Genomic DNA, 25,358 nt, shown 5'->3' with positions numbered 1-25,358 from the left:
ACGCGTCGGCTCGCCCATGACACGCCAACCCCCGCGCCTTGTCAACCACGCGGCGCCCACCGCCCTTGGCGTGAATTGACCGCCCGCAAAGCCGGCAGATACGCGGCGTGAAAATGTCGTTGATGCTCACTTTTGATTACATGAAAGGGTGTGCCCGGAGATACACTCGGCACCCCGTGGTCCGTCATCTTTTAGACATGAAACAACGCGCGTCCAATGTTCGGCAGGTTTTTGCTCTTTTCAGCAAGGACGGGCGTATCCACCCGGGGACCGGCATGATGAGCGGCGTGATCGCGCTGTTCCTGGCCATTCTGGCCGTGCTGGGCGTATTGGCTTTCCACTTTCCCGCTTACCTGACCACGCCGGAACTGCGCGCCTTCTATTCCGTGGAGGCGATGCGCACGCTGCTGTTTTCCGCGTTGCTGGTGTCAGGGTCGATCGCACTGGCCAACATCGTGCTGGGTCGCCAGCGCTGGCTGAATATTTCGGCTTTCGTGCTGGTCTGCTGCGCGGTGGCCGCCGGGGGCAGCCAGGTCGTAGTGACCACGTCCAATACCGGCAACCACCCGTACCTGGGCCTGGACTGGTTCATCCTGGACCTGCTGGCGTCCAGCATGGTCTTCATCATTTTCGAAAAGCTGACGCCGCTGTATCCCGGCCAACCCGTGTTTCGCGGCGAGTGGCAGGTGGACATGAAGCATTTCCTGTTCAACCACCTGTCGGTGGGGGCGGTGCTGCTGTGCATCAACTTCTTTATCCACCGGCTGTTTTCCTGGGCAGCCTACGAGCCGCTACAGGCCGCCATCCAGTCGATGCCGTATCTGCTGGAATTGTTCGTAGCGGTGCTGGTGGCGGACCTGGCGCAGTACGCGGCGCATCGGGTCTACCACGAGGTCCCGTTCATGTGGCGCATCCATGCCGTGCACCACAGCACGCGCACGCTGGACTGGCTGGCCGGATCGCGCCTGCACATCGTTGAACTGCTGATCACGCGCGTGGCGGTGTTGGGCGTGTTGTTCGTGCTGGGGTTTTCAAAGGCCGTGCTGGACGCCTACATCATCATCGTCGGCTTCCAGGCCGTGCTGATCCATTCCAACGTGAAGCTGCCGTGGGGCTGGCTGCGCTACATCATCGTGACGCCGGACTTTCACCATTGGCACCACTCGTCGGACACGGAAGCCATCGACAAGAACTACGCCGCCCACTTCTCGTTCATCGACTACATCTTCGGCACGGCCGTGCGCGGCGTGGGCAATCGCCTGCCCGAAAACTACGGCATCCTGGATAACGACATGCCGGGCACCTTCCTTGCCCAGCAAGCGTATCCCTTCAGCCGCAAGCGCTAGCCCGCGCCTGCCGGCTACAGCATCTTGACCGCGCGCCCGATGAACTGAATCGGGCCGGTCGGCTTGCCGATGGGCGAGCCGGTCTTGGGTTCAAGCGTCAGCTCGAAAAGCTGGTTGGGCTCCAGCGGCGGCAGCTTGTCAAGCGGGATTACGACGGGTTCGCCCGGCTTGATCAAACCCAGCGATACCGGGCCGGCCCAGCCGTCGGCCTTGGTCCAGAATTCCAGCGCCCGGTCCGGCGGCACTTCCGTTGCGGCGATGGGCACCAGTTGCACGGCGCTTTGCCCGGCCTGCGCCTGCACCACCCAGCCCGGCGCCTGCGATTGGGGCGCCACCAACACCACCACGTATTGCGGGGCCGACGGCGTCGATGCAGGGCGCAGCGCCAGCGTGCTGCCCAGGATCAGCACCGCCGCCATACCGCCCACGGCTACGCTGCGCCAGAACATCAGGCTGTCCCACAGCCCCGGCTTGGGTGGGCCGATAGGGCGCGACCGCGGGGCCGCCGACGTGTTCGTCTGGGCTTGTCCCCGGGCATGGGCTTGTACGCGGGCATGGGCGGTGCCCTTGGCCTGCGCCGCATCCAAGGTGCCGACGATGCGCGGCCAAAGGCTGGCCGACGGTTCCACCGGGGTCGACAGATTGGTCAATGGCAGCAGGCGCGCTTCCCATCGCGCCACGGCGGCCCGCAGGGCGGCATCGTGCGTCATGCGCGTTTGCACCGCGCGGCGCGCGTCGGCCGGCAAGGTGCCCAGCACGTATTCGCCTGCCAGTTCGTCGGTGTCGTCGTAAGCATCTTGCGGGGCGTTCATGCCAGGCACTCCCGCAGCGCTTGCAGGCTGCGCTTGATCCACGCCTTGACGGTGCCCAGCGGCGCGCCCAGGCGTTGCGCGATCTCGCTGTGCGTCAGCCCCTCGACATACGCGTGCAGCACGCAGTTGCGGCGCACGGGTTCCAGTTCTTCCAGGCACGGGGCCATGCGGCCCGCGCTTGCGCGCCAGTCGAACGCGTCACGCGTGTCGTGCCAGGCCTCGATGGCGTGTCGCGCGTCCAGGGCGGCAGCGGCGTCGTCGTCTACGTCGGTTTCGCGCGCGGTGTCGCGCAGCGCGTTCAACGCCAGGTTGCGGGTGATGCTGTAGACCCAGCCACGTCCCGAACCCCGCGATGCGTCAAAGGCGCCCGCCTGCTTCCAGATCTTGACGAATGCGTCATGCACGATGTCCTCCGCCCAAGCGCGGTCGCGCAGGAGTCGTTGGGCCACACCCAACAGGCGCGGGCCTTCTTGCCGATACAGGGCCTCCAGCGCGGCCCGGCGGCCGGCGGCGCATTCCTGCAAGGCGGCTTCGTAATCGAAATCCGGATCAAGGCGGTTCGGCATGCAAGAGCGGGGGAGCGGGAAGAGGGCGGCCGCGCGTGATCAGCCTGCGCGGTGGGAAGTTGCGCCATCTTACCCGGAGTCCCCTGCCGTAGGCCCGTCGGAATACGACGGGCCCACGGGATCAGTTCGCCTTGTAGAAAATGTAGTCGGCCTGGTATTGCACCTGGCTCTTCTGGCCCAGCATGGCGGTGGTGCAAGGGGTCTTGGGCGCCACGCCGCCCTTCAGGGCCACGCGCTGAATGTAGGTCACCCCGGTCAACGCGCCCGCGCCCATCGCGGGGTTTGCCTTGACCAACTGGTAAGGCAGGTTGCCGTCACCCGCCGGCGCCACGGCCACTTGCGTGCCGGTCAGCTTCGAGCCGTCCATGGCTTCCCACGTGGCGGGCGGGCCGTAATACGTGCCCACCTGCTTGCCCTTGCGGTCGTTAAGCACGGCCTTCGGGCCGGCAAACACCCATTCGGCCTGGCCCTTCATATCGGCCTTGGCGCGGCATTCGTAGGTGATCTCGCCCACGCCCACGGTTTCCCAGGCCACCTTGTTGCCGGCGGGCGCCTGGACGCTGGCGGGCAGGTTGGCCTGCGAATAAGCCATGGATTTGGAACTCATCGAGCCGCAGGCGGCAAGAAGCGACACGGCGAACAGGCCGGCAACGGCGGGAATGCGGTGCGAACGTTGGGTCTTCATGAGCGGTCTCCAGCAACGTGAAAGGTCTGTGGACGACGCGCCCATTGCGCGCCGGTACAGGTACTACACGCGGGGAGCCCAAACGGATGCAGGCCGGATGCAAATATTTTTGCATCCGGCCTGCATTGGCAAAACGGGCGGGGGTTTACTTGGCCTTGCGGTTGGCCGAGTACGACGCCATCAGGTTGCGGTAGTCGGGGATGTGGTTGGCGAACAGGGTGCCCAGGCCCTCCACGTCGTTGCGCCAGTCGCGATGCAGTTCGCATGCCACGCCGAACCAAGACATCAGCTGCGCGCCGGCTTGTTCCATGCGGCTCCAGGCGGCGTTGCGGGTGACTTCGTTGAAGGTGCCCGAGGCGTCGGTCACGACGAACACATCAAAGCCTTCTTCCAGGGCCGACAGGGCGGGGAAGGCGACGCACACTTCGGTGACCACGCCGGCGATGATCAGCTGCTTCTTGCCGGTGGCCTTGACGGCCTTGACGAAGTCTTCGTTGTCCCAGGCGTTGATGTTGCCGGGGCGGGCGATGTAGGGGGCGGTGGGGAACTTGTCTTTCAGTTCCTGGACGAGCGGGCCGTTGGGCCCGTCTTCAAAGCTGGTGGTCAGGATGGTGGGCAGCTTGAAGTATTCGGCCAGGTCGGCCAGTGCCAGCACGTTGTTCTTGAATTGGTCCGGTTGGAAATCGCGCACCAGCGAAAGCAGGCCGGCTTGGTGGTCAACCAGCAGGACGGCGGCTTCGTTCTTGTCCAGTTTCACGTAGGGCTTGGTCATGGTTTGCTCCGTTATGTCTTCAGGTTTGGTGCGCGGTGTTGCGCGGTGAGTGCATGAACAGAATTCTAAATATCAACCAATAACCCCGGTAGTCGGGCAAATTGCGTCTCAGCGTTCTATTTATCGGACGATGGGTGCGGGGCTTTCGGGCCAGGGATGCCGTGGCGCTGCTGCGTATCGCATTCGCGCTGGGCGTTTTCACGGTACTCCGTCGCCATGAAATCCAGCAGCTCGCGCACGGCGGGCAGCAGCCCCCGCCGTGAGGGGAACACCGCATGGACGGCGCCCGGCTCCGGCACCCAGGGCGCGCCCACCGGCACCAGCGTGCCCGCGTCCAATTCTTCGCGAATCATCATCAGAGGCAGTGCGGCCACTCCCACGCCGCGCATCGTGGCCTGCTTCAGCGCCAGCATGTCGTCGGTGACCAGGCGCGGGGTGAACGCTACGTTCTGACGCACGCCATCGGGCCCGTCCAGCCGCCACTGGCATTCGCGCTGTTCCGTGCCCAGCGCCAACGTGGGCAGTTCGGCAATCCTGGCAACGTCGGCGTCCGGCGGCAGCCTGCGGGCCAGCGCGGGGCTGGCGACCAGGCTCTGGCAGCTCGTGCCCAGCGGCTTCATGACCAGATCGCTGTTTTCCAGGGGACCGAAGCGCACGCGCACGGCCAGGTCAAAGCCTTCGCGCAGCACGTCCACGGAACGCGAAAAGCTCTTCAAATACACGTGCACCTTGGGGCACTTCTGCATGAACCGCGCGACCACATCGCCTAGAAAGTAATAGATCAAAGCGGGCGGCGCGCTCATGCGTATCGTGCCTTGCGGCTCGGCATGGGTGCGGTCGATGACGTCTTGCGCGGCCTCGGCGCCGGCCAGCATCGACAGGCACTGGTCGTAATATTCCTGCCCCAATTCGGTCACGGCAAAGGTGCGGGTGGAACGCTGGATCAGCCGCACGCCCAGCCGTTCTTCCAGCAGGGCAATGCGGCGGCTGAGGCGGGATTTGGGGATGTCCAGCGCACGGCCCGCGGGCGCGAAGCCGCCGTGTTTCACGACCTGGACAAAGTAGTAAAGATCATTCAAATCGTGCATGACTTCCCGCGCTTTCGGAATTAAGACGTAGCGGGAGCATATAACGCGATGACGGCCGCGCGGGCCCTAAGCCGAACTCAGGCGGCCGCGCCCACCGACTCTTCTTTCCAGCGCTGCTTGTCGCGCAGCGGCGGGGTGCCGAACAGACGGCTGTATTCGCGACTGAATTGCGACGAACTTTCGTAGCCCACGGCGTGCGCGGCCAAGGCCACGCCGGCGTCATCGCTCAACATCAGCCGGCGCGCTTCCTGCAAGCGCAGGTGCTTCTGGTATTGCAGCGGGCTCATGGCGGTGGCCTGCTTGAAATGGTGGTGCAAGGACGACACGCTCATGTGCACGTCGCGCGCAATTTCTTCCACGCGCAGCGGTTGCGCGTAGTTGTCGCGCAGGATACGGATGGCCTTGGCCACGCGGTTGAGCTGGCTGTCTTGCAGCACCGTCTGGCGCAGCACGACGCCCTGGCCGTTCATCAGCAGCCGGTACAGCAGCTCGCGCTTGACCATGGGCGCCAGGATGGGGATGTCGCGCGGAGTGTCCAGCAGCCGCAGCAGCCGCAGCACCACGTCCAGCAGCGAGCCGCCCAGGGGATTGACGCACAGCGCGCGCGAGGCCTCGGCGGGCACCAGCGGCGGCAGGTTTTCGTCGCTGATCAGCTCGGCGATTTCCTCGGGGTTCAGGTCCAGCCGCAAGCCCAGGTAGGGCAGGGTGGGGCTGGCCACCGACACCTTGGCCACCACAGGCAGGTCCACCGACGAGATCAGGTAATGAAAGGGGTCGTATTCAAAGCTCTCGTCGCCGATCAACAAGCGCTTGGAGCCTTGCGCGATGACGGCCAGCGCGGCTTTTTGCAAACCGGGCTTGGCGCCGGTCGGTTGCGACAGGCGATGCAGATACAAGCCTTCGATGGGCGTATCCAACGAGCCCTCCAGCGTGCCCGTCATGCGGTCCAAGGTGCAAAGCAGCTCGCGGCGGGCGGGTTCGTAAGCACCGTCCAAGCCGGGAATATTGACGGAAGCTTCGGTTTGCTCGGTAGTAATAGGCATGGAGGCTCCGAGAGGGGCGCGGGCCTGGCGGCGGCACAGGCTCGGCGGAATAGGGGGCGGGCTCCAGTGTATGCCCGCTGTGGGCACGCCGAACCGGGGCCAGATAGCCTATGGAGAAATGGGCAAAAAATCAGGAGGATCGGGCGTATGCCTGATTCTCCGGCGCACCCGCCAGAGAATCAGGCAAAAAACGGGCAGGATCAAGCAGCGCGTGGCGGCCGCTTGCGACGCATACTGTTCGCACCCCGGCCAGTTGCGTTCGGCGTCCCATCCCGGGGCGCACGGATCCGCCGTGCCGCAGAAGGAGCACCACCATGCGATACAAGAAATTTGGCAGCACCGGCCTATTCGTTTCGGAACTCTGCCTGGGCACCATGACCTTCGGCGGCGAAGGCGAGTTGTGGAGCAAGATCGGCAACCTGCAACAGGAAGACGCCAACCGTCTGGTCGGTCGCGCCCTGGAAGCGGGCGTCAACTTTATCGACACGGCCGACGTCTATTCCGAGGGGCGGTCGGAAATCATCACCGGCCAGGCGCTGCGCGATTTGAAGGTCGCGCGAGACGACGTCGTCATTGCCACAAAGGTGTTCGGCCAGACCGGCGCGGGCGTGAATGCGCGTGGCAATTCGCGTGTGCACATTCTGGATGGCGTGAAGAAAAGCCTGTCGCGCTTGCAGCTGGATCATATCGACCTCTACCAGATCCACGGCTTTGACCCGGCCACGCCCATTGAAGAAACCGTGCGCGCGCTGGACACGCTGGTCCAGCATGGCCACGTGCGTTATGTGGGCGTGTCCAACTGGGCGGCCTGGCAGATCATGAAGGCGCTGGGCATTGCCGAACGCCTGGGGCTGGCGCGCTTTGAATCGCTACAGGCGTACTACACAATTGCCGGGCGCGACCTGGAGCGCGAGCTGGTTCCGATGCTGCAAAGCGAAGGCGTCGGCCTGATGGTGTGGAGCCCTCTGGCAGGCGGCTTGCTCAGTGGTAAATACAGCCGTGACGGCTCTGCCGAAGCCGGCAGCCGCCGCGCCGCCTTCGACTTCCCGCCGGTGGACCGCGACCGCGCTTATGACAGCATCGACGTCCTGAAATCCGTGGCCGATGCGCGCGGCGTGTCGGTGGCGCAGGTGGCGCTGGCGTGGTTGCTGCACCAGCAGGTGGTGACCAGCGTCATCATCGGCGCCAAGCGGGTAGACCAGCTGGACGACAACCTGGCGGCAACCGCCATCAAGCTGACGCAGGATGAGCTGGCGGCGCTGGACAAGGTCAGCGCGCTGCCGCCCGAGTATCCCGGCTGGATGCACGTGCGCCAGGGCGAGTTCCGCCGCAAGCAATTGGCGGAATCGGGCGCGGTGTAAACGGCGCGGGGCCACCCGCGGCGCAGGCGCGCCCAGGTCATTGGGCGGTTCGGAGTGCGACCGAGAGCTGCGCGAAACGGGGGCGGCGCGAGTAGAATCTTCGCGTTCCGTCCCCGCCTTGAAGACCTCCCATGACACATCGCTTTCTCGCCAGCGTGCCTTCCCCGACGGTCAAGCCGTGGTTGGCTGCGCTGGCCGTCACCGCCCTGGCAATGGTCGCGCCTGCGGGCGCCGCGCCGCAGCCCTCGTTTGACTGCGCCAAGGCCACGGCCGACGTAGACCGCGCCATCTGCGCCAGCGATGCCCTGGCCACGCAAGACGCCAGCATCGCGCGCCGCTTTGCCGAGGCCAAGAAGGCGTTCGACGCCGACACCGCCCGCGCGCTGACGCAAGACCAGCGCTACTTTGTCGGCGTGCGCAACGAAGACTATGCCGAGCCCGGCAGCGCCGCCGAGCGCGTCGAAAGCTTGTCCGACCGCCTGAAATACCGCGACGCTTTTCTTGCGTCGTTGGTGCTGACGCCACGCCAGGGTTTTGAAGGCAGCTGGGACAACCTGGCTGGTGGCATCACGATCGTCCGTCAGGCCGATGGCAAGCTGATGGTCGAGGCCCAGGCCGCGCAGCCGCAGAATGCGCGCTGGTTGTGCGACGCCAGTGGCGTGGCGACGGTCAAGGGAGACACGCTGGTGGTCGAGGCGGACGACCCCGGCGGCTGGACGCTGACACTGTCGCGCAAGGGCGCGGCGCTTGTCGTGGTCGATACCCCGCCGGCCAAGGACAAGGCGGCGGGCGGCCCGCCGTACTGCGGCATGAACGGCGCGTTGGGTGGCGTCTACTTCCCCGTGCGCCAACCCTAGGCCGGCCCGTGGACGCCGACTAGAATGTGTGTCGCGTTGCCGTAGGCACGCTCTTCGTTTGAAGGGAATCGCGTGGCCATTCCGTATTTGCGCCGGCTGACGGCGGTCAGCCGCAGCCCGCAAGCCAACAGGCACCTTGCCTATTTTCTGACCTTTACCGCCGGCGCGGTAAACGCGGGCGGGTTTCTGGCCGTCCAGCAGTACACCTCGCACATGTCCGGCATTGTCTCGATGATGGCGGACCACATGGCGCTGGGCGGCATCGTGGTGGTGTTGCAGGGCATGGCGGCGTTGCTGTCGTTTCTGGCGGGCGCGGCCAGCTCCGCGTTCCTGATCAACTTCGGGCGGCGGTCCCATCTGGCTAGCGAATACGCCTTGCCGCTGCTGGTGGAAGCCGTGTTGCTGCTGCTGTTCGGCTTGCTGGGCGCTAACCTGGAAACGCTGCGCTGGTTCTATGTACCGGGCACCGTGATGCTGCTGTGCTACATCATGGGCCTGCAAAACGCGATGATCACCAAGGTGTCGCGCTCTGAAATCCGCACCACGCACGTCACGGGCATGGTGACCGACATCGGTATCGAACTGGGCAAGCTGTTTTACTGGAACGTGGCGAAAAGCGATGCCCAGCACACGCCGCCGGTGCGCGCTGACCGCGGCAAGCTGATCGTGCTGAGCCTGATGGTCACGCTGTTTTTTGTAGGCGGCGTGACGGGCGCGTACTCGTTCTTCCACTTTGGCTTCGGGTCGACCTGGCCCCTGGCGCTGCTGCTGACCTTGTTGGCCGCCGTGCCGATCGGGGACGACCTGCGCAGCCTGATGCGGCGCGTGTAGCGCATCACCGCTTGGCCTTGCGCACGACGGCGTGGCCCAGAAACACTTGCAGCGCGGCCAGGGTTTCGTAATGCAGATTCTTCAGGCGGGCGTCTTTGGCCGCTTCGGTGATGGCGGTGCCCCGGGCGTTCAGGGGATACGGCTCACCCAGCAGGCGAGCCATGTCGATCTGGTAAAAACTGGCGTCGCCATAGGGCCGCTTGCCGTCGATCATGGGCATCGGCCAGAAACGATCGCCTTCGCGCAGCACGGCTTGCAGCTCTTGCGGGCCGGCCTCGCGCCACACCGCAGCGCGCAACACTGTCAGATGTTCGGCGCGCAACGTGAAGCCGCCTTGCGCGTCCACGCCGCTTTGCGGGAAGTCGAATGTGTCTTTCATCTCGGCCGGCACCGTGTAACGGCCCGGGGCGAGTTTGCCCGCCGACGTCACAAAGCCCGGCACCACGCGGCACACTTCGGCCAGGCGTTGGATGACCAGCGCATCGTCCGACGTTTTCAGTGCGCGGCGAGCGGCCGCCAGCGCGTCCGGGCCACCGAGCAGCGGCTGTTCAAAATCGATGCCCGGCGCGCCGGATTCGATCGGCATCCATTGCACGCGCAGCAAACGTATCAGCGCTGCGTGCTGGGCCGTGATCGGAATGGCTTCGATCGGCGTGGCGAAGACTTGCCGAATGATGGGCTTGCGGTCGATGGCGGCCAGTGCGCGTAGCGGCGCCAGCAGCAGCCCGCCCAGGCCCAGCCTTAGACCCAGACTCAGCCTTAAACCCAGCCCCAGACCCAGACCCCGGCCCGGCCCCGCCAGCAGCTGGCGACGCGTCATCATGGCGCGTCCGCTCATTTGCGCAGCTCGTCCAGCGCGGACTGGGCCAGTGGGTAACCGGGCTGGATTCGCAAGGCGTCTTCATAAGACAAGCGCGCGTCGGTCTGCCGGCCCAGGCGCCGCAGCAAATTACCCTGGTTGGACAGAATCAGCGCGCTGGCGGGTTTGGCGCGCACGGCCTTTTGGTAGGCTTCCAGCGCGTCGGCCTGGCGGTCCATGCTGTCCAGCAACGCGGCCTGAAGGTTGTAGCCGATGCTCCAGTCCGGGAAACGGCTGGTCAGCGCTTGCGCGGTAGCCAGGGCGTTGGGCAGGTCTTTGCGTTGCGCCTGGGCGCCGGCTTTGTTGACGTACGCCCATTTGTCGTCCGGATTCAGCTTGATGGCTTCGTCAAACAGATCCTGGGCGGCGGGCAGGTTGCCTTGCTGCGCTTGCAGCTTTCCCAGGAACAGCCTGACGTCGGCGTTGCGCGGATCCTGCTTGGCCATCTCTTCGGCCACGCGCTGCGCCTCTTGCGGGTCGTTGGCTCGCAGCGCGGCGGATATCCGCGAGTTCAGCGTCTGCATGGCGGGCGGCAGTTGCTGGACGCGCGCATGCAACGCTTCGTTTTCGGCGCGCAGCTCGGCTTGGTACGCGTGGTCCAGCTGTGCGGCGCCTTGTGCGTGGGCGGGGGGCAAGGCCAGGGAGGCAAGCGCCGATCCCAGTAAGCAGGCAAGCAAACGGCGGCGTAGGGGCGCAAGCATGGCGGTCGGCGGTTCCTGAAGCGGTTGGGCAAGCGGGGCGGGGTGTTGGACGCCTACGATACCGGAAGCGCGGCGCGCGGTAAAAAAAGAGAGGCTGAAAAAGTCAGCATCGCGCCAACAGCAAACAACAGTAAGCCAAGAGCAAGCCAACAGCACGCCCACATTGCGCTGCAAAACGCGCCACGGGCAAGCCGAACGCAAAAATGCCGAACGCAAAAAAGCCCGGCGCTTGGGCCGGGCCTGGAACCACGGCCCCGCAGGGCCGGCTCCCAATCAGTTGGGCATCAGTACCGTGTCCACGACATGGATCACGCCGTTGGACTGATAGACGTCGTACGTGCTGATGGTCGACATACCGCCCTTTTCGTCCTTCAGGGTCAGGTTGTGCTTGCCGTTCATCATCACCCAGAGCTTGCCGCCGCTGGCCGTTGTCAGTTCCGTCTTGCCGCCGCCCTTCTTGATCTTGGCCGCCAGCGCGTCGAAGTCCAGCTTGCCGGGCACCACGTGGTAAGTCAGGATTTTGGTCAGCGTGGCCTTGTTTTCAGGCTTGACCAGCGTGTCAACCGTACCGGCGGGCAGCTTGCCGAAGGCGGCGTTGGTGGGCGCGAACACCGTGAACGGGCCCTTGCCCTGCAACGTATCGACCAAACCCGCCGCCTTCACCGCAGCCACCAGCGTCGTGTGGTCCGCGGAATTGACCGCGTTGGCGACGATGTTCTTGGTGGGCATCATCGCCTGGCCGCCCACCACGACGTCCGCCGCGAACGTGGGCGACATGGTCAGGGCAGAGGTAGCGATGGCAATCTGGGCTAGCAATTTCATGACGATCTCCTTTTGTGTGGCCGTCATGAGGAGATACGGGGCTGGCCTTCGATTGGATGCGCGAATTCTTCCTGGGACAAACCCTGATCAGATGACCTTGCCGCTAAGCACGACCGGGCCGGTCGGGATGCCATTGGGGGCGCCGCCGTCCGGTTCCAGCGTAATGGCAACGGTGTCACCCTGTTGCGGCAGCTGGCTGGGAGCCAGCACCGTGGTCTGGCCGGGTAGCACCACGCCCAGCGAGCGCGGCGCCTGCCCCGGCGAAATGGCCCACAGCTCCAGCGCGCGGCCATCCGCCAGCGCGACCAAGTCCTGCATGGGCTGCACGGCCAGACGGTTGTCCGGCAGGGTGTTCACGACCATGGCGCCGGGCACCTTGTCGTTCGACAACACGGCAACGGTGCGGACCTGGACGGGCTCGGTGGGCGGCTTGAGCATCAGGAAGGCCAGTACCACCACGGCGGTGGCCAGGCCCGCGGACACGGCGCGCCACCAGGACAGGGCACGCGGTGGCGCGGACGTGCGGGCGGCGGCGGGGGCCGGCGCGATGCGCGCGGCAATGGCTTTCCAGACATGCGCGGGCGGGGTTTCGGGCGGCAAGGCCAATGCCAAGGGCAGCAGGCGGTCTTCCCATTCGGCCACGGCGCGGCGCAGGCCGGCGTCGTCGCGCATCAGTGTGATGAAGCGTTGCCGCGCACCCGCGCGCAAACCGCCCAGCACGTAATCGGCGGCCAGGCGATCCTGCAATTCGGGGTGGCGGTAGTTCATTCCAAGCACCTTTTCAGCCGTTGCAAGCCCCGGCGTATCCAGCTCTTTATCGTTCCCAGCGGCGTGTCCAGGCGCGCCGCGATGTCGGGATGCGCCAGGTCGTCAAAAAACGCCATGGCGATGGCAACGCGTTGCGGCCCTTCCAGTTCGCCCATGCAATCAGCCAGCCGACGGCCTTCCTGGTTGCTTTGCAGACGCGCCAGCGGACCCGGACTGTCATCGGCCATGGCCAGGGTCAACGTGTCGTCCGGGTCCGGCACCACCACATCGGGCCGACGAAGGCGGTCGATGCAGCGATTGCGAACGATGCGAGTCATCCACGTCATCGGCTGGCTTTGCGTGGCCTGATACTGGCCGGCCTGGCGCCAGATCGATACGAAACACTCTTGCAGCACGTCTTCCGCGGCGGCCTGGTCCCTCAACATACGTCTGGCCAGCGCAAACAGATGCGGGGACGCAAGGCGATAGACCTCCGCCAGGGCGGATTCGCGTTTTTCCGCGCACTGGCCAAGCAGGGTCTGAAGGTGTTGAGCGTCGGGCATCGGTTCCTAAGGGGGAAGGGCATGCTGGTGCAGAGCATACCGGCCTGTGACGCCGGCGTCACTGTGTTGGCGTCACTTATTTATCCCGGCACTACAATGCCCGGCACCGGATCGCGCGTCAGCGCGCGCGCCGCAGGTGGCCCGGTACGCCGGGCGCGCCGCCGTCCCGGGCCCCGGCCGGCCCGGCAAAAAGCGTATAGCTTGCAATCGAAACACAGGAGGAGCAGACAGGACATGGACGCAGAATTCTGGTTGGAACGCTGGCGCGAAGGGCGCACGCACTTTCATCAAACCCGGATTACGCCGCTCTTGCAGAAGTACTGGCCCACGTTGGCCGTACCGAAGGGGGGTCGGGTTTTGGTGCCGCTATGCGGCAAGTCGCTGGACATGGTCTGGCTGGCGGCGCAGGGGCACACCGTGCTGGGCGTGGAACTGTCGCAGTTGGCGGTGGAACAGTTCTTCAGCGAAAACGAGTTGCGCCCGGTCACGCATGAATCCGTCTACGGCACGCACTACGTGGCGGGCAATATTGAAATCATCCGCGGCGACATCTTCAAGCTGGATTCCCAGCTGCTGTCGCACTGCGTGGGCGCGTACGACCGCGCGGCGCTGGTGGCCTTGCCCGAGGACATGCGCGGCGACTACGTGCGCCACGTATACGGGCAGCTATCGCCCATTGCCCGGGGCTTGCTGATTACGCTGGACTATCCGCAAGAAGAAATGGCGGGGCCGCCGTTCGCGGTGCTCGACAGTGAAGTGCAAGCCATCTTCGCGGGCGTGGCGCCGGCGGTCATCATCGACCGCCGCGACATCCTCGACAAAGAACCCAAGTTCCAAGGGGCGGGCGTCAGCCGGCTGGACACGGTGGTGTACCGACTGGGCGTGCAAGGCGCCTGATCCGCAGTGCGGGCGGCGGCGCGGCGTGCCTACCGGCTTGCAGGCTCAGGTCATCAGCCAGCCGCCCGCCACATCCAGCACCTGGCCGGTCACGAACCGCGCCTGGTCGGACGCAAAAAACAGGCAGGCGTCGGCCACTTCCTCGGGGGTGCCCAGACGCCGTAGCGCCGTCACCCGCGCCACGGCGTCGTTGATTTCCTGCGGCACGCTTTTCAGCAGCGGCGTGCTGATGCGGCCCGGCGCCAGCCCGTTCACCGTCACGTTGAATTCACCCAGCTCGGCAGCCCAATGCCGGGTCAGCCCAAGCAGCCCCGCCTTGGTGGCCGCGTAGTGCGCCGCCACGATGTCGCAATACGCCTTGCCCGCCACCGACGACATGTTGATCACGCGACCCTGGCGCTGCTGGACCATGTGCGGGGTGGCCAGGCGCGTCATGTAGAACACGCTGTTCAGGTTGACGGACACCACCTTGTCCCATTCGCCGGGCGGCATTTCCCAGACCTTCAACGCGCGCCCGTCCGTCTTGGGCGAAATGCCGACATTGTTCACCAGGATGGTTGCCGCGCCCAGTTCGGCGGTGATGCGATCGTAGGCCGCCTGGCACTGGTCGAAGTGCGCGACGTCGGCGGGCACGAAGGCGACGTCGTGGCCGCGTTTTTGCAGGACCTTTTCATAGGCCTGTCCAGCCTGGGCATTGAAATCGATCAGCCCGACGCGGCCGCCTTCGGCCACAAAACCTCCGACGATGGCCGAACCGATGCCGCCCACGGCGCCTGTCACGATGGCGACCTGGCCATCAAAGCGTCCGCTCATGCCTGCACCTTCAACATGATCTTGCCGATGTGCCGGCTGCTTTCCATCAAGGCATGCGCGCGGTGGGCGTCGGCCAGCGGGAAGACCTCATGGATCAGCGGCAGGCATTGCCCTTGTTCCATCAACGGCACCACCTTTTCCGCCAGGGACCGGGCAATGGCGCCCTTGTCCTCATCGGAACGCGGGCGCAGCGTCGACCCGGTGAATTGCAGGCGCTTGGTCATGATGGGCAGGGCGTCGATCTCGGCCTTGCTGCCTTCCAGGAAGGCGATCTGCACCAGTCGGCCGTTCACCGCCAGCAGCCGGATGTTCTTGTTGATGTACGACCCGCCCACCATGTCCAGGATGACGTCCACGCCCGTGCCCTGGGTGGCGTCGCGCACGGCGGTTTCGAAGTCGGTGTCGCGGTACAGCAGCGCGTGATGCGCGCCGGCCTTCACGCAGGCGTCCGCCTTGGCCCGGTTGCCCACGGTGGTCCAGACCTGCGCGCCGAACGCGCGGGCCAGCTGAATGGCCGTCAGTCCGATGCCACTTGAGCCGCCGTGCACCAGGAACTTCTCGCCGGCGGACAGGCGGGCGCGGTCGAACACATTGGTCCAGACGGTGAAGTAGTTTTCGGGAATGGCGGCGGCGGTCAGCATGTCCAGCCCGCGCGGCACGGGCAGGCAGTGGCGCTCGTCGGCCAGGCAATACTGGGCATAGCCGCCGCCGGGCGTCAGCGCGCAGACGGCGTCGCCCACCTTCCAAGCGGTGACATCGGGACCGATGCCGATGATGGTGCCGGACACTTCCAGCCCCAGGTAGGGGGATGCGCCCGGTGGCGGCGGATACGAGCCCGAGCGTTGCAGCACGTCGGGGCGGTTGACCCCGGCGTAGGCCACTTCAATCAGCACCTGGCGGCCGGTGGGCTCTTCCATGTCGCGTTGGGCGACCTGCATGCAATCGGGCGCGCCGCCCTTGCCATGGTCGATGAATGTGCAGCGTAGGGACATAGGGGAATCCTGGAGTTCAGTGGCCCAGATAGGCCTTTTTGACATGGGGGTCGCTAAGCAGCTCGGCGCCGGTGCCGGTGCGCACGATGGCGCCGTTTTCCAGCACGTAGCCCCGATCGGCAAGCCGCAGCGTGCGGAACACGTTTTGCTCGACCAGCAGCACCGTCACGCCATGCGACGTCACGTTGCGGATGATGTCGAACATCTGCTGCACCAGCAGCGGCGACAAGCCCAGCGAAGGCTCGTCGAACACCAGCAGCTTGGGGTCCGCCATCATGCCGCGGGCAATCGCCACCATCTGCTGTTCACCGCCCGACAGCGACCCGGCGTACTGCGACAGGCGTTCTTTGACGCGCGGGAAAATGCGCAGCACTTCGTCCAGCTTGCGGGCCACGATGGGGCGCGCCGCGCGCTTGTACGAACCCATCAGCAGATTGTCTTTGACCGTGAAGTGCGGAAACAGCTGGCGGCCTTCGGGAATCATCGTGATGCCCGCATCCACGATGTCGTACGGGTTGCGGTTGGTCAGGTCCTGCCCTTCGAATTCAACCTTGCCCTGCATGGCCGGAATGACGCCGCACAGCGTCTTGAGCGTGGTGGTCTTGCCCGCGCCGTTCGCGCCGATAAGCGTCACGATTTCGCCGGCATTCACTTCGAAGTTCAGGCCGTTGAGCACCTGGCTCTTGCCATAGCCCGACGACAGATTCGACACCTTAAGCATCCTGGTACTCCTTGCCCAAATACGCCTCGATGACGGCGGGGTTCTCGACCACGTCCTTCGGTGCGCCGCTGACCAGCACGGCGCCTTCGTTCAGGACGATGATGCGGTCGGACAGCGCCATCGTGGCTTGCATCATGTGTTCGATCAGCAGCACCGACACGCCCGAATCGCGGATGCGCCGGATCATCTGGATCGACTTCTCGATGTCGGTCGGGTTCAGCCCCGCCATCACCTCATCCAGCAGCAGGATGCGCGGCTTGATCGCCAGCGCGCGGGCGATTTCCAGCCGCTTCATGCCGCCCACCGTCAGGCTGCGCGCCTCGGTGTTGAGGTACTTGAGCAGGTCCGTCTGTTCCGCGACTTTCAGCGCGATCTGCTCCGCTTCGTCACGGTTGGAGGTGCGGATGAACGCGCCCAGCATGATGTTCTCAAGCACCGTCAGGCCGGTGAACGGCTTGGCGATCTGGAACGTGCGGCCCAGGCCCTTGTGCGCGAACTCGTCCGGCGTCTTGCAGGTGACCCAGTTGCCGTCGGCGTCCAGCATCGAAATATCGCCCTTGTCCGGCGACAGAAAGCCCGACAGCAGATTGAACACCGTGGTCTTGCCCGCGCCGTTCGGCCCGATCATGCCCAGGATTTCGTTCTGGTTCAGCGTCAGCGACACGTCGTTGGTGGCGCGCAGCCCGCCGAAACTCTTGAACAGCTTGTCCGCCTTCAAGACCGGCTGGTCGGATCGGGTCGCGGCGCGCAGCCGCAGTTCGTCGGCCAGCTTCGGCTTCTTGCGCGGCGTGCCCAGATACGGCAAGCGCGCCAGCCCGCGTTCAATGGCGGGTCCGAAGGCGCCCGCCAGCCCACGCGGAATCGTCAGCACCACGGCCACCAGGATCAGGCCGTAGATCAGCCCGTGCATGCCGTTGCCCACGCTGGACAGCCAGCCGCGCGCCAGCTCGGCGATGGGCAGCACCAGGAACGTGCCGGCAATCGGCCCGGCCACCGTGCCCAGACCGCCGATCAGCGCAAACATGGCCACCTGGATCGACAGCTCCAGCGAGAACGCGGAACTGGGATCCACGAAGGTCAGGTAGGTGATGTGGAACGTGCCGATGATGCTGGTCAGCATGGCCGAGACGACGGCCGCGATGATCTTGACGCGCACGGTATGGATGCCCACGGCCAGCGCGGCGTCCTCGCGTTCGCGGATCGCGATCAGGTAGTGGCCGATGCGCGACTTGCGTATCGCCCACGACACCCACGTCACGAACAGGAACAGGCCGAACGCGATGATCACGTAGTTCATCTTTTCGCGGAACACGATCCACGCCCAGCCGATATTGAGCGGCAGGCTGATGCCGCTGGAACCGCCCGTCCAGCTTTCCTCGTGGATGACCAGCAGCCGTACCACCTCCAGGATGGCGATGGTGGCCAGCGCGAAGAAGGGCCCGCGCAGCCGCAACGTGGGATAGCTGATCAGGATGGCGACGGCGGCCGAGATGGCCGCGCCCGCCAGCATGCCGATCCACGGCGAAATGCCGAAGTTCTGCGTCAGCAGCGTGGCGGTGTAGCCGCCGATGCCGTAGAACACGGCATGGCCCAGCGACAACTGGCCGGCGTAGCCGCCGACGATATTCCACGCCACGGACAGCGAGGCGAAGACGAACAGCAAGACAAAAAGGTTGGTCCAGAAAGGCGTGCCCATGACGGCGGGCACGAGGAACATCACGATCAGCAAAATCAGGCTGACGTAGGCTTTGGGGCTTCGAAAGTCGGGAAACACGTCTCGCTCCTTGTGGCTCTGATCACTCTGTGCCAACGCCGAACAGGCCGTTCGGTCGCAGGACAAGGATCAAGAGGAAGATCCCGAAATACACGACCTCTTTCAGGTCGGGGGCGATGTAATAACCGGCCAGCGTATCGACGATGCCGATGATCATGGAGCCGGCCACGGCGCCATACAGGCTGCCCAGTCCGCCCAGCACCACGATCACGAAGGCGGTCAGCACGAAGTACGTGCCCACCGTCGGAAACACCGGATACTGCGGCGCCAGCAGGCCGGCCGCGATGCCGACGAACGCGGTGCCCAGGCCGAAGGCGATGGCGTAGACGTTGTTCACGTTCACGCCCATCAGCGTGGCGGCATAGCGATGCTGGGCCACGGCGCGCAGCGCGCGGCCCAGGTAGGTGCGATGCATGAACAGGTGCAGCAACACGGCCAGGCTGATGCCGATCACGAAGGTGATGAGCTGCCCGGTCACCATCGAGAAGTTGCCCACGTCGATGGCGTTCGTGCCCAGCTCCACCGGCGCGCGATACACGTTGGCGCCGAAGATCACCAGCGCCAGGTTCAGCAAGATGGTGGACACGCCCACCGTGGCGAAAATCTGAATGTGCTGGTCGGCATTGAGCAACGGCTGGATGATGCCTTTTTGCGTCAGCGCACCCAGCGCGAACAGGATCACCGCAACGGGAACCAGCCCCACATACGGGTGGACGCCGAATTGCGCGGCAATCAGATAAACCAGATACATGCCGATCATCAGGAACTCGCCGTGCGCGAAGTTCACGACACGCACGACGCCGAAAATCAGTGTCAGCCCCAGGCTGATGATGGTGTATGCGCCGCCCAGCAACAGGCCATTGATGACCAGTTGAATGAAGATATCCATGGTGCAACCTCTTAGAGCGGGATGCGGCCCCGGCGCGGCTGCTGCATTGGCGGCCGCGCCGGGGCGCGCGTGTCCCGGGAAACATCAGGCGCCCCCGAGCGCCTGATCACTGGCGTCGCGCTTACTTCTTGAAGACGGGCTTGCCAAGTGCGAGGTTGCTGGGCGCAATGGTGACGAGCTTGCCGTCTTGCCACTGCATGACGTAGAACGTGGAGGCGTTGTTCTGGCCGTCTTCGCCGAAGTCGAACGCCCAACCGTTAGCCGTTTGGCCGGCCGGCTTTTTGTAGGCCATGACGGCGGCGCGAATCTTGTCCTTGTCGGTGGACTTGGCGTTGCCGATGGCTTCAAAGAAAGCCTTGGCGCCCACGTAGTTTGTCAGGCTGTGGCCCGACTGCGGGTCGCTCTTGTAGGTGGCTTTGTAGGCTTGCAGGAACTTGTCCAGGCCCGGCGCGCCGGCCGGGTTGATGGACGACTGGGGAAAGTCCAGGTCGAACACGCCGTTCATGTCGGCGCCCACGGCCTTGGCCGTATCGGCCAGCGAATAGCCGCCGCCCGCGCCGATCACGACCTTGGGCTTGAAGCCCGCGGCGCGTGCCTGGCTGAAGTACAGGATGGCGTCGTTCTGGTAGGCCGTTTGCAGCACGACGTCGACCTTGGCGCCCTTCAGGCGCAGGATCAACGACGACAGGTCAACGGTCTTGGCGGAATACGGCAGCACTTCGGCCACGGTGTAGCCCAGTTCCTGCGCGCGCTTTTTCTCGGTGGCCGCCACGTCGGTGCCATAAGGCCCGTCTTCGTGGATGATGCCGATCTTGATGTCCTTGGGGTTCAGCCCCATGCCCGGGGCAATGGTGTCATGCAGCGCGTTGACGACCGACACGCCGTACAGCGCCGTGTTCGGGTTGCTGCGGAACAGGTACTTGTAGCCGCGCGTGGTGATCTTGTGGGCGGTGGCGCCCAGTTCAAAGTACGGCACGCCGGCCAGTTCCGTCACGGGCGAGGCCGCGTACGAGATGCCCGATGCGTAGCTGCCGAACACGCCCACCACGTTGGCCGAAATCAGGCGCTTGGTTTCCGACACGGCCTGCGTCGGGTCCACGGCGTCCGCCTTGATGATTTCGATCTTCTCTCCGTTGACGCCGCCGGCGGCGTTGATCTCGTTGACGGCCAGCTCCAGACCGCGATAGCTCTCTTGACCCAGGAGCGCGAGCGCACCGCTGAACGGGAAGAGGGCGCCCACTTTCATGTCGGCCGCTGCGGTGCCGCTTGCCAGTGCGCCACACACGCCCAGCGCCAAAATAATTTTATTGAACTTGAACACTGTCTACGCTCCTTTGTCGGTATGGGATGCGGACTGTCTTGAGTGCTGTCCGTCTTTTTTAAATATATGATATATGCGCCGGTCAGGTACAAAAACCCCGCCTTGGATTCTAGTGGGGGCCGCAGCAAGCCGAATCGGGGAATTCCCTAAAGCCGCATGAATAAAGCCTTAGCGGCCGATGACGCAGGAAATTAACCGCAATATTCCGCCGGGCGAAAGGGGCCGGCCCCCTGGCGCGGGGTAACCCGGAAAGCGGGGAAATTTCCGCGCTTTGTCATATATCGTATATGATCAAACGCAAGCTTTCCCATAAAAACCAGGAGACAACAGCATGTTCGAGGAAGTCGATTTCGCTGGCAAAAAGGTGCTGATCACCGCGGGCGCGGATGGTCTGGGTTTGGAGATGGCCAAGGTTTTCCACCACGCCGGCGCCACGGTTTTCGTCTGCGACGTGAACGAAACCAGAGTGGCCGCCATCCCGTCCGAGCTGCCGGGCGTGCAGGCCATGGTGGCCGACGTGTCCGACGAAGATAGCGTGGGCGCGCTGTTTGCCGCCGTCAAGGAAAAATTGGGCGGGCTGGACATCCTGATCAACAACGCGGGCGTTGCCGGCCCCACAGGCTATGTCGAAACCTTGTCCAAGGCCGACTGGGACCGCACGCTGGCCGTGAACATCACCGGCCAGTTTCTTTGCGCGCGCCAGGCCATCCCCCATTTGAAGCAGTCCAAGGCGGGCGTGATGATCAACCTTTCGTCCGCTGCCGGTCACCTGGGCTTTGCCGGGCGCTCGGTGTATTCGGCGTCCAAGTGGGCCGTGATCGGGTTCACCAAGTCGCTGGCGATTGAGCTTGGCCCGCACGGCATCCGCGTCAACGCCATCCTGCCGGGCGCCGTGGAAGGCCCGCGCATCCGCGCCGTGATCGCCGCGAAGGCCGACACGCTGGGGCGGCCGGTTGAGGAAATTGCCGCGCAGTACGAAAACCAGGCGGTGCTGGGCCGCATGGTCACTGCGCGCGACATCGCCAACATGGTGTTGTTCAACGCCAGCGAGGCTGCCCGCAGCGTGACGGGCCAGGCCATCGTGGTGGACGGCTTCACGCAGAAGCTCTACTGATGGACGCCGATTCCGCGGCCCCCGTTGCCGCCATCATCGGCACCGGCCTGATCGGCCAGGGCTGGGCCATCGTATTTGCGCGCATGGGCTGGCAGGTGCGTCTTCATGACGTGAATGCCGCCATGCTGGCCGAGGCCCGCACGCTGATCCTGCAACAGTTGCAGGAGTTGCAAGCGCAAGGCTTGTTGACCGACGCCGACGCCATCATCCAGCGCGTGCACGTTGCCGACAGCCTGGCCGATGCGGTCAAGGGCGCGTGCTACATCCAGGAAAACTCGCCCGAGAAGGTCGACATCAAGCGGGCTCTGTTCACCGAGCTGGATGCGGCCGCCGAGCCCGACGCGGTGATCGGCAGTTCCACGTCCAGCATTCCGGCCAGCCAGTTCACCGAGCACTTGCCAGGGCGCCATCGCTGCCTGGTAGCGCACCCCGTCAACCCGCCGTATCTGATTCCGGTTGTGGAACTTTGCCCAGCGCCGTGGACCAGTCCGGATGCGCTGGAGGCGGCAAGCCGCATCATGACCGCCATCGGTCAGAAGCCCGTGCGGCTGCGTCGGGAAATCGAAGGCTTCATCTTGAACCGCCTGCAAGGCGCCTTGTTGCACGAGGCCTTCCGTCTGGCGAAAGAGGGCATCGCCAGCGCCGAGGACATCGATACCACCGTCAAGGACGGCCTGGGCCTGCGCTGGTCGTTCATGGGGCCGTTTGAAACCATCGACCTGAATGCGCCCGGCGGCATTGCGGATTACTGCGCGCGCTATGGCGGGCTGTACCAGTCCATAGGCGCGGACCAAACCGAATGCGTGGCATGGGACGCGCCGCTGGTGCAAGCGCTGGCCGACGAGCGCCGCCGCTTGCTGCCGGAACCAGACCTTGCCAAGCGCCGCTTCTGGCGCGACGAAAAACTGATGCGCTTGATGCGCCACAAACAACAGGACGGAGACAACAATGGCTAAGCCCAAACAGAAAGTCGTCATCACTTGCGCCGTGACGGGCGCCATCCACACGCCCAGCATGTCGCCGCACCTGCCGGTCACGGCGGATGAGATCGCCGAAGCGGCCATCGGCGCGGCCAAGGCCGGCGCAGCGGTGCTGCACCTGCATGCGCGCGACCCCGAAACGGGCAAGCCGTCGCAAGACCCGGCGCTGTTCAAGCCGTTCCTGGAACGCATCAAGAACGAGACCGACGCCATCATCAACATCACGACCGGCGGCAGCCCGCACATGACCGTCGAAGAACGCATGCGCCCGGCCACGACGTTCAAGCCGGAGCTGGCGTCGCTGAACATGGGGTCGATGAACTTCGGCCTGTTCCCGATGCTGGACCGCTTCAAGGACCTGAAGCACGATTGGGAACGCGAGCATCTTGAGAACAGCCGGTCGCTGATCTTCCGCAACACGTACCAGGACATTGAATCGATCCTGACGCTGGGCAACGCCAACGGCACGCGCTTTGAATTCGAGTGCTACGACATCAGCCACCTGTACAACCTGGCGCATTTCGTTGACCGCGGGCTGGTCAAATCGCCGCCTTTCATCCAGTCGGTGTTCGGCATTCTGGGCGGCATTGGCCCGCACCCGGAAGACCTGATGCACATGAAGCGCACCGCCGACCGCTTGTTTGGCAACGACTATGAATGGTCCATCCTGGGTGCCGGCCGCAATCAGATGCCGCTGGCCACCATCGGCGCGGCAATGGGATCGAACGTGCGGGTCGGGCTGGAAGATTCGTTGTGGATCGGGCCGGGCCAGCTGGCCGAATCGAACCGCTCACAGGTCGAGCGCATTCGCACCATTGTCGAAGCGCTGAACCTGGAAGTGGCCACGCCCGACGAAGCGCGCGCCAAGCTGGGGCTGAAAGGGCGGGACAACGTGGCGTTCTGATCGGCAAGCGCGGCGGGCCTGGCCGGCCGCGCTGCGTGGGGCGTGACTAGGCGTGGCGGCGCAGCGCGTCCGCCAGCGTGGCGACGTCCAGCGGATGATCGAAGTTGGCGGCGTGGCGGGCCTTCAGGCTCAGCTCGGCCGCCAGCGTCAGGTCTGCATCGCTGGGCATGTCGGCCGCGCCCAGCTCGCGCAGGGTGGTGGGCAGGCCGACCTGCGCGTACCACTGGGTCAGGTCCGCCAGCATGCCGTCGTTGCGTTGTTCAAGATCCAGCTGCACCAGCAGGCCGACCGCCACTTGCAGGCCATGCAGCGCGGTGGCCACGCCGCCGATCTTGGGCAGGCCGCGCGTCAACGCGTGGGCAATGGACAGGCCGCCGCTTTCAAAACCGAGACCGCTCATGAGGATCATCGCTTCCACCACGCGCTCGAATGCAGGCGTGGGCTGGCCGGTGCCGGCCGCGGCCACGGCGTCCACGCCGTCGGCCAGCAGCGTGCGCAGGCAGCCGTCCGCAATCAGTTGCGCCGTCAGCAGCGGCGCGCCGTCGTACATGTTCTTGCCGCCGTTGCGCTGGCATTGTTCCGCTTCGAATTTCTTGGACACGGCGTCGCCCAGACCGGCGCGGAAAAAATGCACGGGCGCGGTGGCAATGATGGCGGTGTCGACCAGCACGATGGTGGGGTTGAACAGCATGTGCTCAACGGCTAGGAGGTTGTGATGCGCGTCGTAGAGCACGTAGTTCTTGCTGGTGGGCGCATCGTTGGAAGCCACCGTCGGCACCGTGATCAGATGGCAGTGCGAAGACTTGGCCACCGCCTTGCCCGCATCCAGCGACTTGCCCCCGCCCACGGCGATCACCATGTCGATGCCTGCCTGCGCGGCTTGCGCGCGCAGGGCGTCGATCAGCTCGGGCGTCAGGTCGCCGTCGACGATCAGCGGTGTCACCGCAACGTCGTGCCCGGCGCACAGGCTTTCGATTCTTGGACCCAGTACGCCATGGACATAGCTGTCGATGACCAGTGCCGCGCGGCGTCCGAACAAGGTGGCGGTCTGGCCCAGGGTGTCCAATGCGCCCGCGCCTTGTATGTAGCGGCTGGGCGCGCCAAAAATCTTCAGCATGAAGTCTTCCTATTTGCGTGGCACGGGAGGGCGGTAGTCGAGCTCTTTTTCGCGTTCGACCAACCAATCGATCATGATCTTGCCGCCCCAGACCAGGTCGGCCTGGATGGCGCTGCGCGCGGCTTCGGAATCGCGCGCTTCAAGCGCTTCCAGCACGGCTTCGTGGCGGTGTTCGTTTTCGGAATAGTCCAGCCCGGCAGTCTTGACGTGGAACACCTTGAGGATCGGCCCGGTAATGACCCAGAACGATTCGACGGTGCTGCGCAAGATGGGCTTGTTGCTGGCTTCCAGGATGGCGAAGTGGAACTTGCGGTTCAGGTAGCTGGCGCGCTTCGGATCGGTCGACGTGCAGGAGATGAAATCCTTTTGCAGGGCGATCAGGTTGTCCAGCTGCTTGCGCGTGATGTTCTGCGCGGCCTCGGCCGCGCCCATGCCTTCCAGGTGGAAACGGATCTGCTGGATTTCCCGCAACTTTTCCGAATTCACATAAGGCACGTAGACGGCCGTGGCCGCCTGCATTTCCAAGCCCTGTTCGCTGATGAGCCGGAAGATGGCTTCGCGTACGGGCGTGATCGACACGCCCATCTCTTGAGCCAGTTCGCCGATGATCAGGCGTTCGCCGGGTTCGTACTGCCCGTTGATGAGGGCATTGCGGATTTCGTTGTAGACCCTGACGGACAGGTTCTCTTTCTTTACCGGTTTAAGGCTGGGCATGACGTTTCGGGCTTGCTGTATTAGGGGGAACGGGTGAATCCGGGATGAATTCTAGCCCGCCATAGCCAA

The 25,358-nt window shown here is 64.7% G+C and carries 26 protein-coding genes and 1 pseudogene; 8 read left to right on the top strand and 19 right to left on the bottom strand.

All coding sequences use genetic code 11. The annotated features are described in order from the left end of the window. Window positions 1-197 precede the first annotated feature (197 nt). Entirely contained in the window at window positions 198-1,346 is a 1,149-nt protein-coding gene (locus tag AC0Z35_RS00255; protein ID WP_046806214.1) for a sterol desaturase family protein, read from the top strand. Window positions 1,347-1,360: 14 nt separating this feature from the next. Here AC0Z35_RS00255 and AC0Z35_RS00250 read toward each other — a convergent pair whose 3' ends face one another. The 6 genes from AC0Z35_RS00250 to AC0Z35_RS00225 form a co-directional block, all read right to left on the bottom strand. After that, entirely contained in the window at window positions 1,361-2,158 is a 798-nt protein-coding gene (locus AC0Z35_RS00250; protein WP_104144524.1) for an anti-sigma factor, read from the bottom strand. After that, complete coding sequence (locus tag AC0Z35_RS00245; RefSeq protein WP_046806212.1) at window positions 2,155-2,724, bottom strand: sigma-70 family RNA polymerase sigma factor; 570 nt, start codon at window positions 2,722-2,724, stop codon at window positions 2,155-2,157. The genes AC0Z35_RS00250 and AC0Z35_RS00245 overlap by 4 nt, the downstream gene beginning before the upstream one ends. A gap of 121 nt (window positions 2,725-2,845) precedes the next feature. Continuing rightward, on the bottom strand, window positions 2,846-3,409 hold the full coding sequence (locus AC0Z35_RS00240; protein WP_219990776.1) for a DUF3455 domain-containing protein: 564 nt from the start codon (window positions 3,407-3,409) through the stop codon (window positions 2,846-2,848). Window positions 3,410-3,554: 145 nt separating this feature from the next. Then, entirely contained in the window at window positions 3,555-4,181 is a 627-nt protein-coding gene (gene ycaC, locus AC0Z35_RS00235) for an isochorismate family cysteine hydrolase YcaC (protein ID WP_046806210.1), read from the bottom strand. 116 nt (window positions 4,182-4,297) lie between these two features. Further along, a complete protein-coding gene (locus tag AC0Z35_RS00230) occupies window positions 4,298-5,269 on the bottom strand; it encodes a LysR substrate-binding domain-containing protein (RefSeq protein ID WP_120156594.1) in 972 nt (323 codons plus the stop codon). Window positions 5,270-5,346: 77 nt separating this feature from the next. Continuing rightward, complete coding sequence (locus tag AC0Z35_RS00225) at window positions 5,347-6,312, bottom strand: AraC family transcriptional regulator (protein ID WP_046806208.1); 966 nt, start codon at window positions 6,310-6,312, stop codon at window positions 5,347-5,349. A 314-nt stretch (window positions 6,313-6,626) separates the two neighbouring features. Between AC0Z35_RS00225 and AC0Z35_RS00220 the strand changes: the two genes are divergently transcribed. The 3 genes and pseudogenes from AC0Z35_RS00220 to AC0Z35_RS00210 all read left to right on the top strand — a co-directional run. Next, window positions 6,627-7,673 (top strand): aldo/keto reductase, encoded by a 1,047-nt coding sequence (locus tag AC0Z35_RS00220; protein ID WP_046806207.1) that lies wholly within the window; start codon window positions 6,627-6,629, stop codon window positions 7,671-7,673. Between the two features lie 131 nt (window positions 7,674-7,804). Further along, a complete protein-coding gene (locus AC0Z35_RS00215; protein WP_485131620.1) occupies window positions 7,805-8,530 on the top strand; it encodes a lysozyme inhibitor LprI family protein in 726 nt (241 codons plus the stop codon). 72 nt (window positions 8,531-8,602) lie between these two features. Beyond that, a pseudogene (locus tag AC0Z35_RS00210) lies at window positions 8,603-9,355 on the top strand (YoaK family protein); the annotation flags it as partial. Between the two features lie 10 nt (window positions 9,356-9,365). Here AC0Z35_RS00210 and AC0Z35_RS00205 read toward each other — a convergent pair. The 5 genes from AC0Z35_RS00205 to AC0Z35_RS00185 all read right to left on the bottom strand — a co-directional run bounded on the left by AC0Z35_RS00205 (window position 9,366) and on the right by AC0Z35_RS00185 (window position 13,053). Continuing rightward, the gene (locus AC0Z35_RS00205; RefSeq protein ID WP_485131621.1) at window positions 9,366-10,199 is read right to left on the bottom strand and encodes a hypothetical protein; all 834 of its coding nucleotides are present in this window, start codon (window positions 10,197-10,199) and stop codon (window positions 9,366-9,368) included. Beyond that, the gene (locus AC0Z35_RS00200; protein WP_485131622.1) at window positions 10,196-10,921 is read right to left on the bottom strand and encodes a tetratricopeptide repeat protein; all 726 of its coding nucleotides are present in this window, start codon (window positions 10,919-10,921) and stop codon (window positions 10,196-10,198) included. Before AC0Z35_RS00200 ends, AC0Z35_RS00205 begins: the two co-directional genes overlap by 4 nt. Before the next feature lie 273 nt (window positions 10,922-11,194). Beyond that, window positions 11,195-11,743: a fasciclin domain-containing protein gene (locus AC0Z35_RS00195; RefSeq protein WP_046806204.1), complete on the bottom strand. Its 549-nt coding sequence runs from the start codon at window positions 11,741-11,743 to the stop codon at window positions 11,195-11,197. An 87-nt stretch (window positions 11,744-11,830) separates the two neighbouring features. Next, complete coding sequence (locus AC0Z35_RS00190; RefSeq protein ID WP_104144516.1) at window positions 11,831-12,511, bottom strand: anti-sigma factor; 681 nt, start codon at window positions 12,509-12,511, stop codon at window positions 11,831-11,833. Continuing rightward, window positions 12,508-13,053, bottom strand: a complete 546-nt coding sequence (locus tag AC0Z35_RS00185; protein ID WP_046806202.1) for a sigma-70 family RNA polymerase sigma factor — start codon at window positions 13,051-13,053, stop codon at window positions 12,508-12,510. The genes AC0Z35_RS00190 and AC0Z35_RS00185 overlap by 4 nt, the downstream gene beginning before the upstream one ends. Before the next feature lie 234 nt (window positions 13,054-13,287). Between AC0Z35_RS00185 and AC0Z35_RS00180 the strand changes: the two genes are divergently transcribed. After that, window positions 13,288-13,950, top strand: coding sequence for a thiopurine S-methyltransferase (locus AC0Z35_RS00180; protein WP_046806201.1), 663 nt, complete (start codon window positions 13,288-13,290; stop codon window positions 13,948-13,950). 45 nt (window positions 13,951-13,995) lie between these two features. On the opposite strand, the gene AC0Z35_RS00175 is transcribed toward AC0Z35_RS00180, so the two are convergent. From AC0Z35_RS00175 to AC0Z35_RS00150, 6 genes are all read right to left on the bottom strand, one after another. Continuing rightward, entirely contained in the window at window positions 13,996-14,763 is a 768-nt protein-coding gene (locus AC0Z35_RS00175; protein ID WP_485131623.1) for an SDR family oxidoreductase, read from the bottom strand. Further along, window positions 14,760-15,755 carry an NAD(P)H-quinone oxidoreductase gene (locus AC0Z35_RS00170; RefSeq protein ID WP_104144513.1) on the bottom strand — a complete coding sequence of 332 codons (996 nt, stop codon included), beginning with the start codon at window positions 15,753-15,755 and terminating at the stop codon, window positions 14,760-14,762. Before AC0Z35_RS00170 ends, AC0Z35_RS00175 begins: the two co-directional genes overlap by 4 nt. 16 nt (window positions 15,756-15,771) lie before the next feature. Next, the gene (locus AC0Z35_RS00165; RefSeq protein WP_046806198.1) at window positions 15,772-16,476 is read right to left on the bottom strand and encodes an ABC transporter ATP-binding protein; all 705 of its coding nucleotides are present in this window, start codon (window positions 16,474-16,476) and stop codon (window positions 15,772-15,774) included. After that, window positions 16,469-18,250, bottom strand: coding sequence for a branched-chain amino acid ABC transporter ATP-binding protein/permease (locus tag AC0Z35_RS00160; RefSeq protein ID WP_046806197.1), 1,782 nt, complete (start codon window positions 18,248-18,250; stop codon window positions 16,469-16,471). Before AC0Z35_RS00160 ends, AC0Z35_RS00165 begins: the two co-directional genes overlap by 8 nt. Before the next feature lie 22 nt (window positions 18,251-18,272). Further along, a complete protein-coding gene (locus AC0Z35_RS00155; RefSeq protein WP_046806196.1) occupies window positions 18,273-19,139 on the bottom strand; it encodes a branched-chain amino acid ABC transporter permease in 867 nt (288 codons plus the stop codon). Between the two features lie 121 nt (window positions 19,140-19,260). Further along, window positions 19,261-20,460: an ABC transporter substrate-binding protein gene (locus AC0Z35_RS00150; RefSeq protein ID WP_046806195.1), complete on the bottom strand. Its 1,200-nt coding sequence runs from the start codon at window positions 20,458-20,460 to the stop codon at window positions 19,261-19,263. Window positions 20,461-20,791: 331 nt separating this feature from the next. On the opposite strand from AC0Z35_RS00150, the gene AC0Z35_RS00145 reads away from it, so the two are divergent. The 3 genes from AC0Z35_RS00145 to kce are packed head-to-tail and all read left to right on the top strand — an operon-like array spanning window position 20,792 to window position 23,458. Next, complete coding sequence (locus AC0Z35_RS00145) at window positions 20,792-21,574, top strand: SDR family oxidoreductase (RefSeq protein ID WP_104144512.1); 783 nt, start codon at window positions 20,792-20,794, stop codon at window positions 21,572-21,574. Next, window positions 21,574-22,530, top strand: a complete 957-nt coding sequence (locus AC0Z35_RS00140; protein WP_485131624.1) for a 3-hydroxyacyl-CoA dehydrogenase — start codon at window positions 21,574-21,576, stop codon at window positions 22,528-22,530. Before AC0Z35_RS00145 ends, AC0Z35_RS00140 begins: the two co-directional genes overlap by 1 nt. Then, window positions 22,523-23,458 (top strand): 3,5-dioxohexanoate:acetyl-CoA acetone transferase, encoded by a 936-nt coding sequence (gene kce / locus AC0Z35_RS00135; protein WP_046806192.1) that lies wholly within the window; start codon window positions 22,523-22,525, stop codon window positions 23,456-23,458. The genes AC0Z35_RS00140 and kce overlap by 8 nt, the downstream gene beginning before the upstream one ends. 46 nt (window positions 23,459-23,504) lie before the next feature. Here the strand turns inward: kce and AC0Z35_RS00130 are convergent, their stop codons facing one another. Together AC0Z35_RS00130 and AC0Z35_RS00125 are read right to left on the bottom strand one after the other, a co-directional pair. Then, window positions 23,505-24,575: a glycerol dehydrogenase gene (locus AC0Z35_RS00130; protein WP_104144510.1), complete on the bottom strand. Its 1,071-nt coding sequence runs from the start codon at window positions 24,573-24,575 to the stop codon at window positions 23,505-23,507. A 9-nt stretch (window positions 24,576-24,584) separates the two neighbouring features. After that, window positions 24,585-25,289: a GntR family transcriptional regulator gene (locus tag AC0Z35_RS00125; protein ID WP_046806190.1), complete on the bottom strand. Its 705-nt coding sequence runs from the start codon at window positions 25,287-25,289 to the stop codon at window positions 24,585-24,587. Window positions 25,290-25,358 lie beyond the last annotated feature (69 nt).

This window comes from Achromobacter sp. 1L-A-4-B-C2, from assembly GCF_057291955.1.
This window is presented reverse-complemented; position numbering and strand designations above follow the sequence as displayed.

Excerpts from the sequence above, each read along its gene's own strand:
- AC0Z35_RS00255 (WP_046806214.1), top strand. The coding sequence starts at position 198 with ATGAAACAACGCGCGTCCAATGTTCGGCAGGTTTTTGCTCTTTTCAGC.
- AC0Z35_RS00250 (WP_104144524.1), bottom strand. The coding sequence starts at position 2,158 with ATGAACGCCCCGCAAGATGCTTACGACGACACCGACGAACTGGCAGGC.
- AC0Z35_RS00245 (WP_046806212.1), bottom strand. The coding sequence starts at position 2,724 with ATGCCGAACCGCCTTGATCCGGATTTCGATTACGAAGCCGCCTTGCAG.
- AC0Z35_RS00240 (WP_219990776.1), bottom strand. The coding sequence starts at position 3,409 with ATGAAGACCCAACGTTCGCACCGCATTCCCGCCGTTGCCGGCCTGTTC.
- ycaC (WP_046806210.1), bottom strand. The coding sequence starts at position 4,181 with ATGACCAAGCCCTACGTGAAACTGGACAAGAACGAAGCCGCCGTCCTG.
- AC0Z35_RS00230 (WP_120156594.1), bottom strand. The coding sequence starts at position 5,269 with ATGCACGATTTGAATGATCTTTACTACTTTGTCCAGGTCGTGAAACAC.
- AC0Z35_RS00225 (WP_046806208.1), bottom strand. The coding sequence starts at position 6,312 with ATGCCTATTACTACCGAGCAAACCGAAGCTTCCGTCAATATTCCCGGC.
- AC0Z35_RS00220 (WP_046806207.1), top strand. The coding sequence starts at position 6,627 with ATGCGATACAAGAAATTTGGCAGCACCGGCCTATTCGTTTCGGAACTC.
- AC0Z35_RS00215 (WP_485131620.1), top strand. The coding sequence starts at position 7,805 with ATGACACATCGCTTTCTCGCCAGCGTGCCTTCCCCGACGGTCAAGCCG.
- AC0Z35_RS00205 (WP_485131621.1), bottom strand. The coding sequence starts at position 10,199 with ATGAGCGGACGCGCCATGATGACGCGTCGCCAGCTGCTGGCGGGGCCG.
- AC0Z35_RS00200 (WP_485131622.1), bottom strand. The coding sequence starts at position 10,921 with ATGCTTGCGCCCCTACGCCGCCGTTTGCTTGCCTGCTTACTGGGATCG.
- AC0Z35_RS00195 (WP_046806204.1), bottom strand. The coding sequence starts at position 11,743 with ATGAAATTGCTAGCCCAGATTGCCATCGCTACCTCTGCCCTGACCATG.
- AC0Z35_RS00190 (WP_104144516.1), bottom strand. The coding sequence starts at position 12,511 with ATGAACTACCGCCACCCCGAATTGCAGGATCGCCTGGCCGCCGATTAC.
- AC0Z35_RS00185 (WP_046806202.1), bottom strand. The coding sequence starts at position 13,053 with ATGCCCGACGCTCAACACCTTCAGACCCTGCTTGGCCAGTGCGCGGAA.
- AC0Z35_RS00180 (WP_046806201.1), top strand. The coding sequence starts at position 13,288 with ATGGACGCAGAATTCTGGTTGGAACGCTGGCGCGAAGGGCGCACGCAC.
- AC0Z35_RS00175 (WP_485131623.1), bottom strand. The coding sequence starts at position 14,763 with ATGAGCGGACGCTTTGATGGCCAGGTCGCCATCGTGACAGGCGCCGTG.
- AC0Z35_RS00170 (WP_104144513.1), bottom strand. The coding sequence starts at position 15,755 with ATGTCCCTACGCTGCACATTCATCGACCATGGCAAGGGCGGCGCGCCC.
- AC0Z35_RS00165 (WP_046806198.1), bottom strand. The coding sequence starts at position 16,476 with ATGCTTAAGGTGTCGAATCTGTCGTCGGGCTATGGCAAGAGCCAGGTG.
- AC0Z35_RS00155 (WP_046806196.1), bottom strand. The coding sequence starts at position 19,139 with ATGGATATCTTCATTCAACTGGTCATCAATGGCCTGTTGCTGGGCGGC.
- AC0Z35_RS00145 (WP_104144512.1), top strand. The coding sequence starts at position 20,792 with ATGTTCGAGGAAGTCGATTTCGCTGGCAAAAAGGTGCTGATCACCGCG.
- AC0Z35_RS00140 (WP_485131624.1), top strand. The coding sequence starts at position 21,574 with ATGGACGCCGATTCCGCGGCCCCCGTTGCCGCCATCATCGGCACCGGC.
- kce (WP_046806192.1), top strand. The coding sequence starts at position 22,523 with ATGGCTAAGCCCAAACAGAAAGTCGTCATCACTTGCGCCGTGACGGGC.
- AC0Z35_RS00130 (WP_104144510.1), bottom strand. The coding sequence starts at position 24,575 with ATGCTGAAGATTTTTGGCGCGCCCAGCCGCTACATACAAGGCGCGGGC.
- AC0Z35_RS00125 (WP_046806190.1), bottom strand. The coding sequence starts at position 25,289 with ATGCCCAGCCTTAAACCGGTAAAGAAAGAGAACCTGTCCGTCAGGGTC.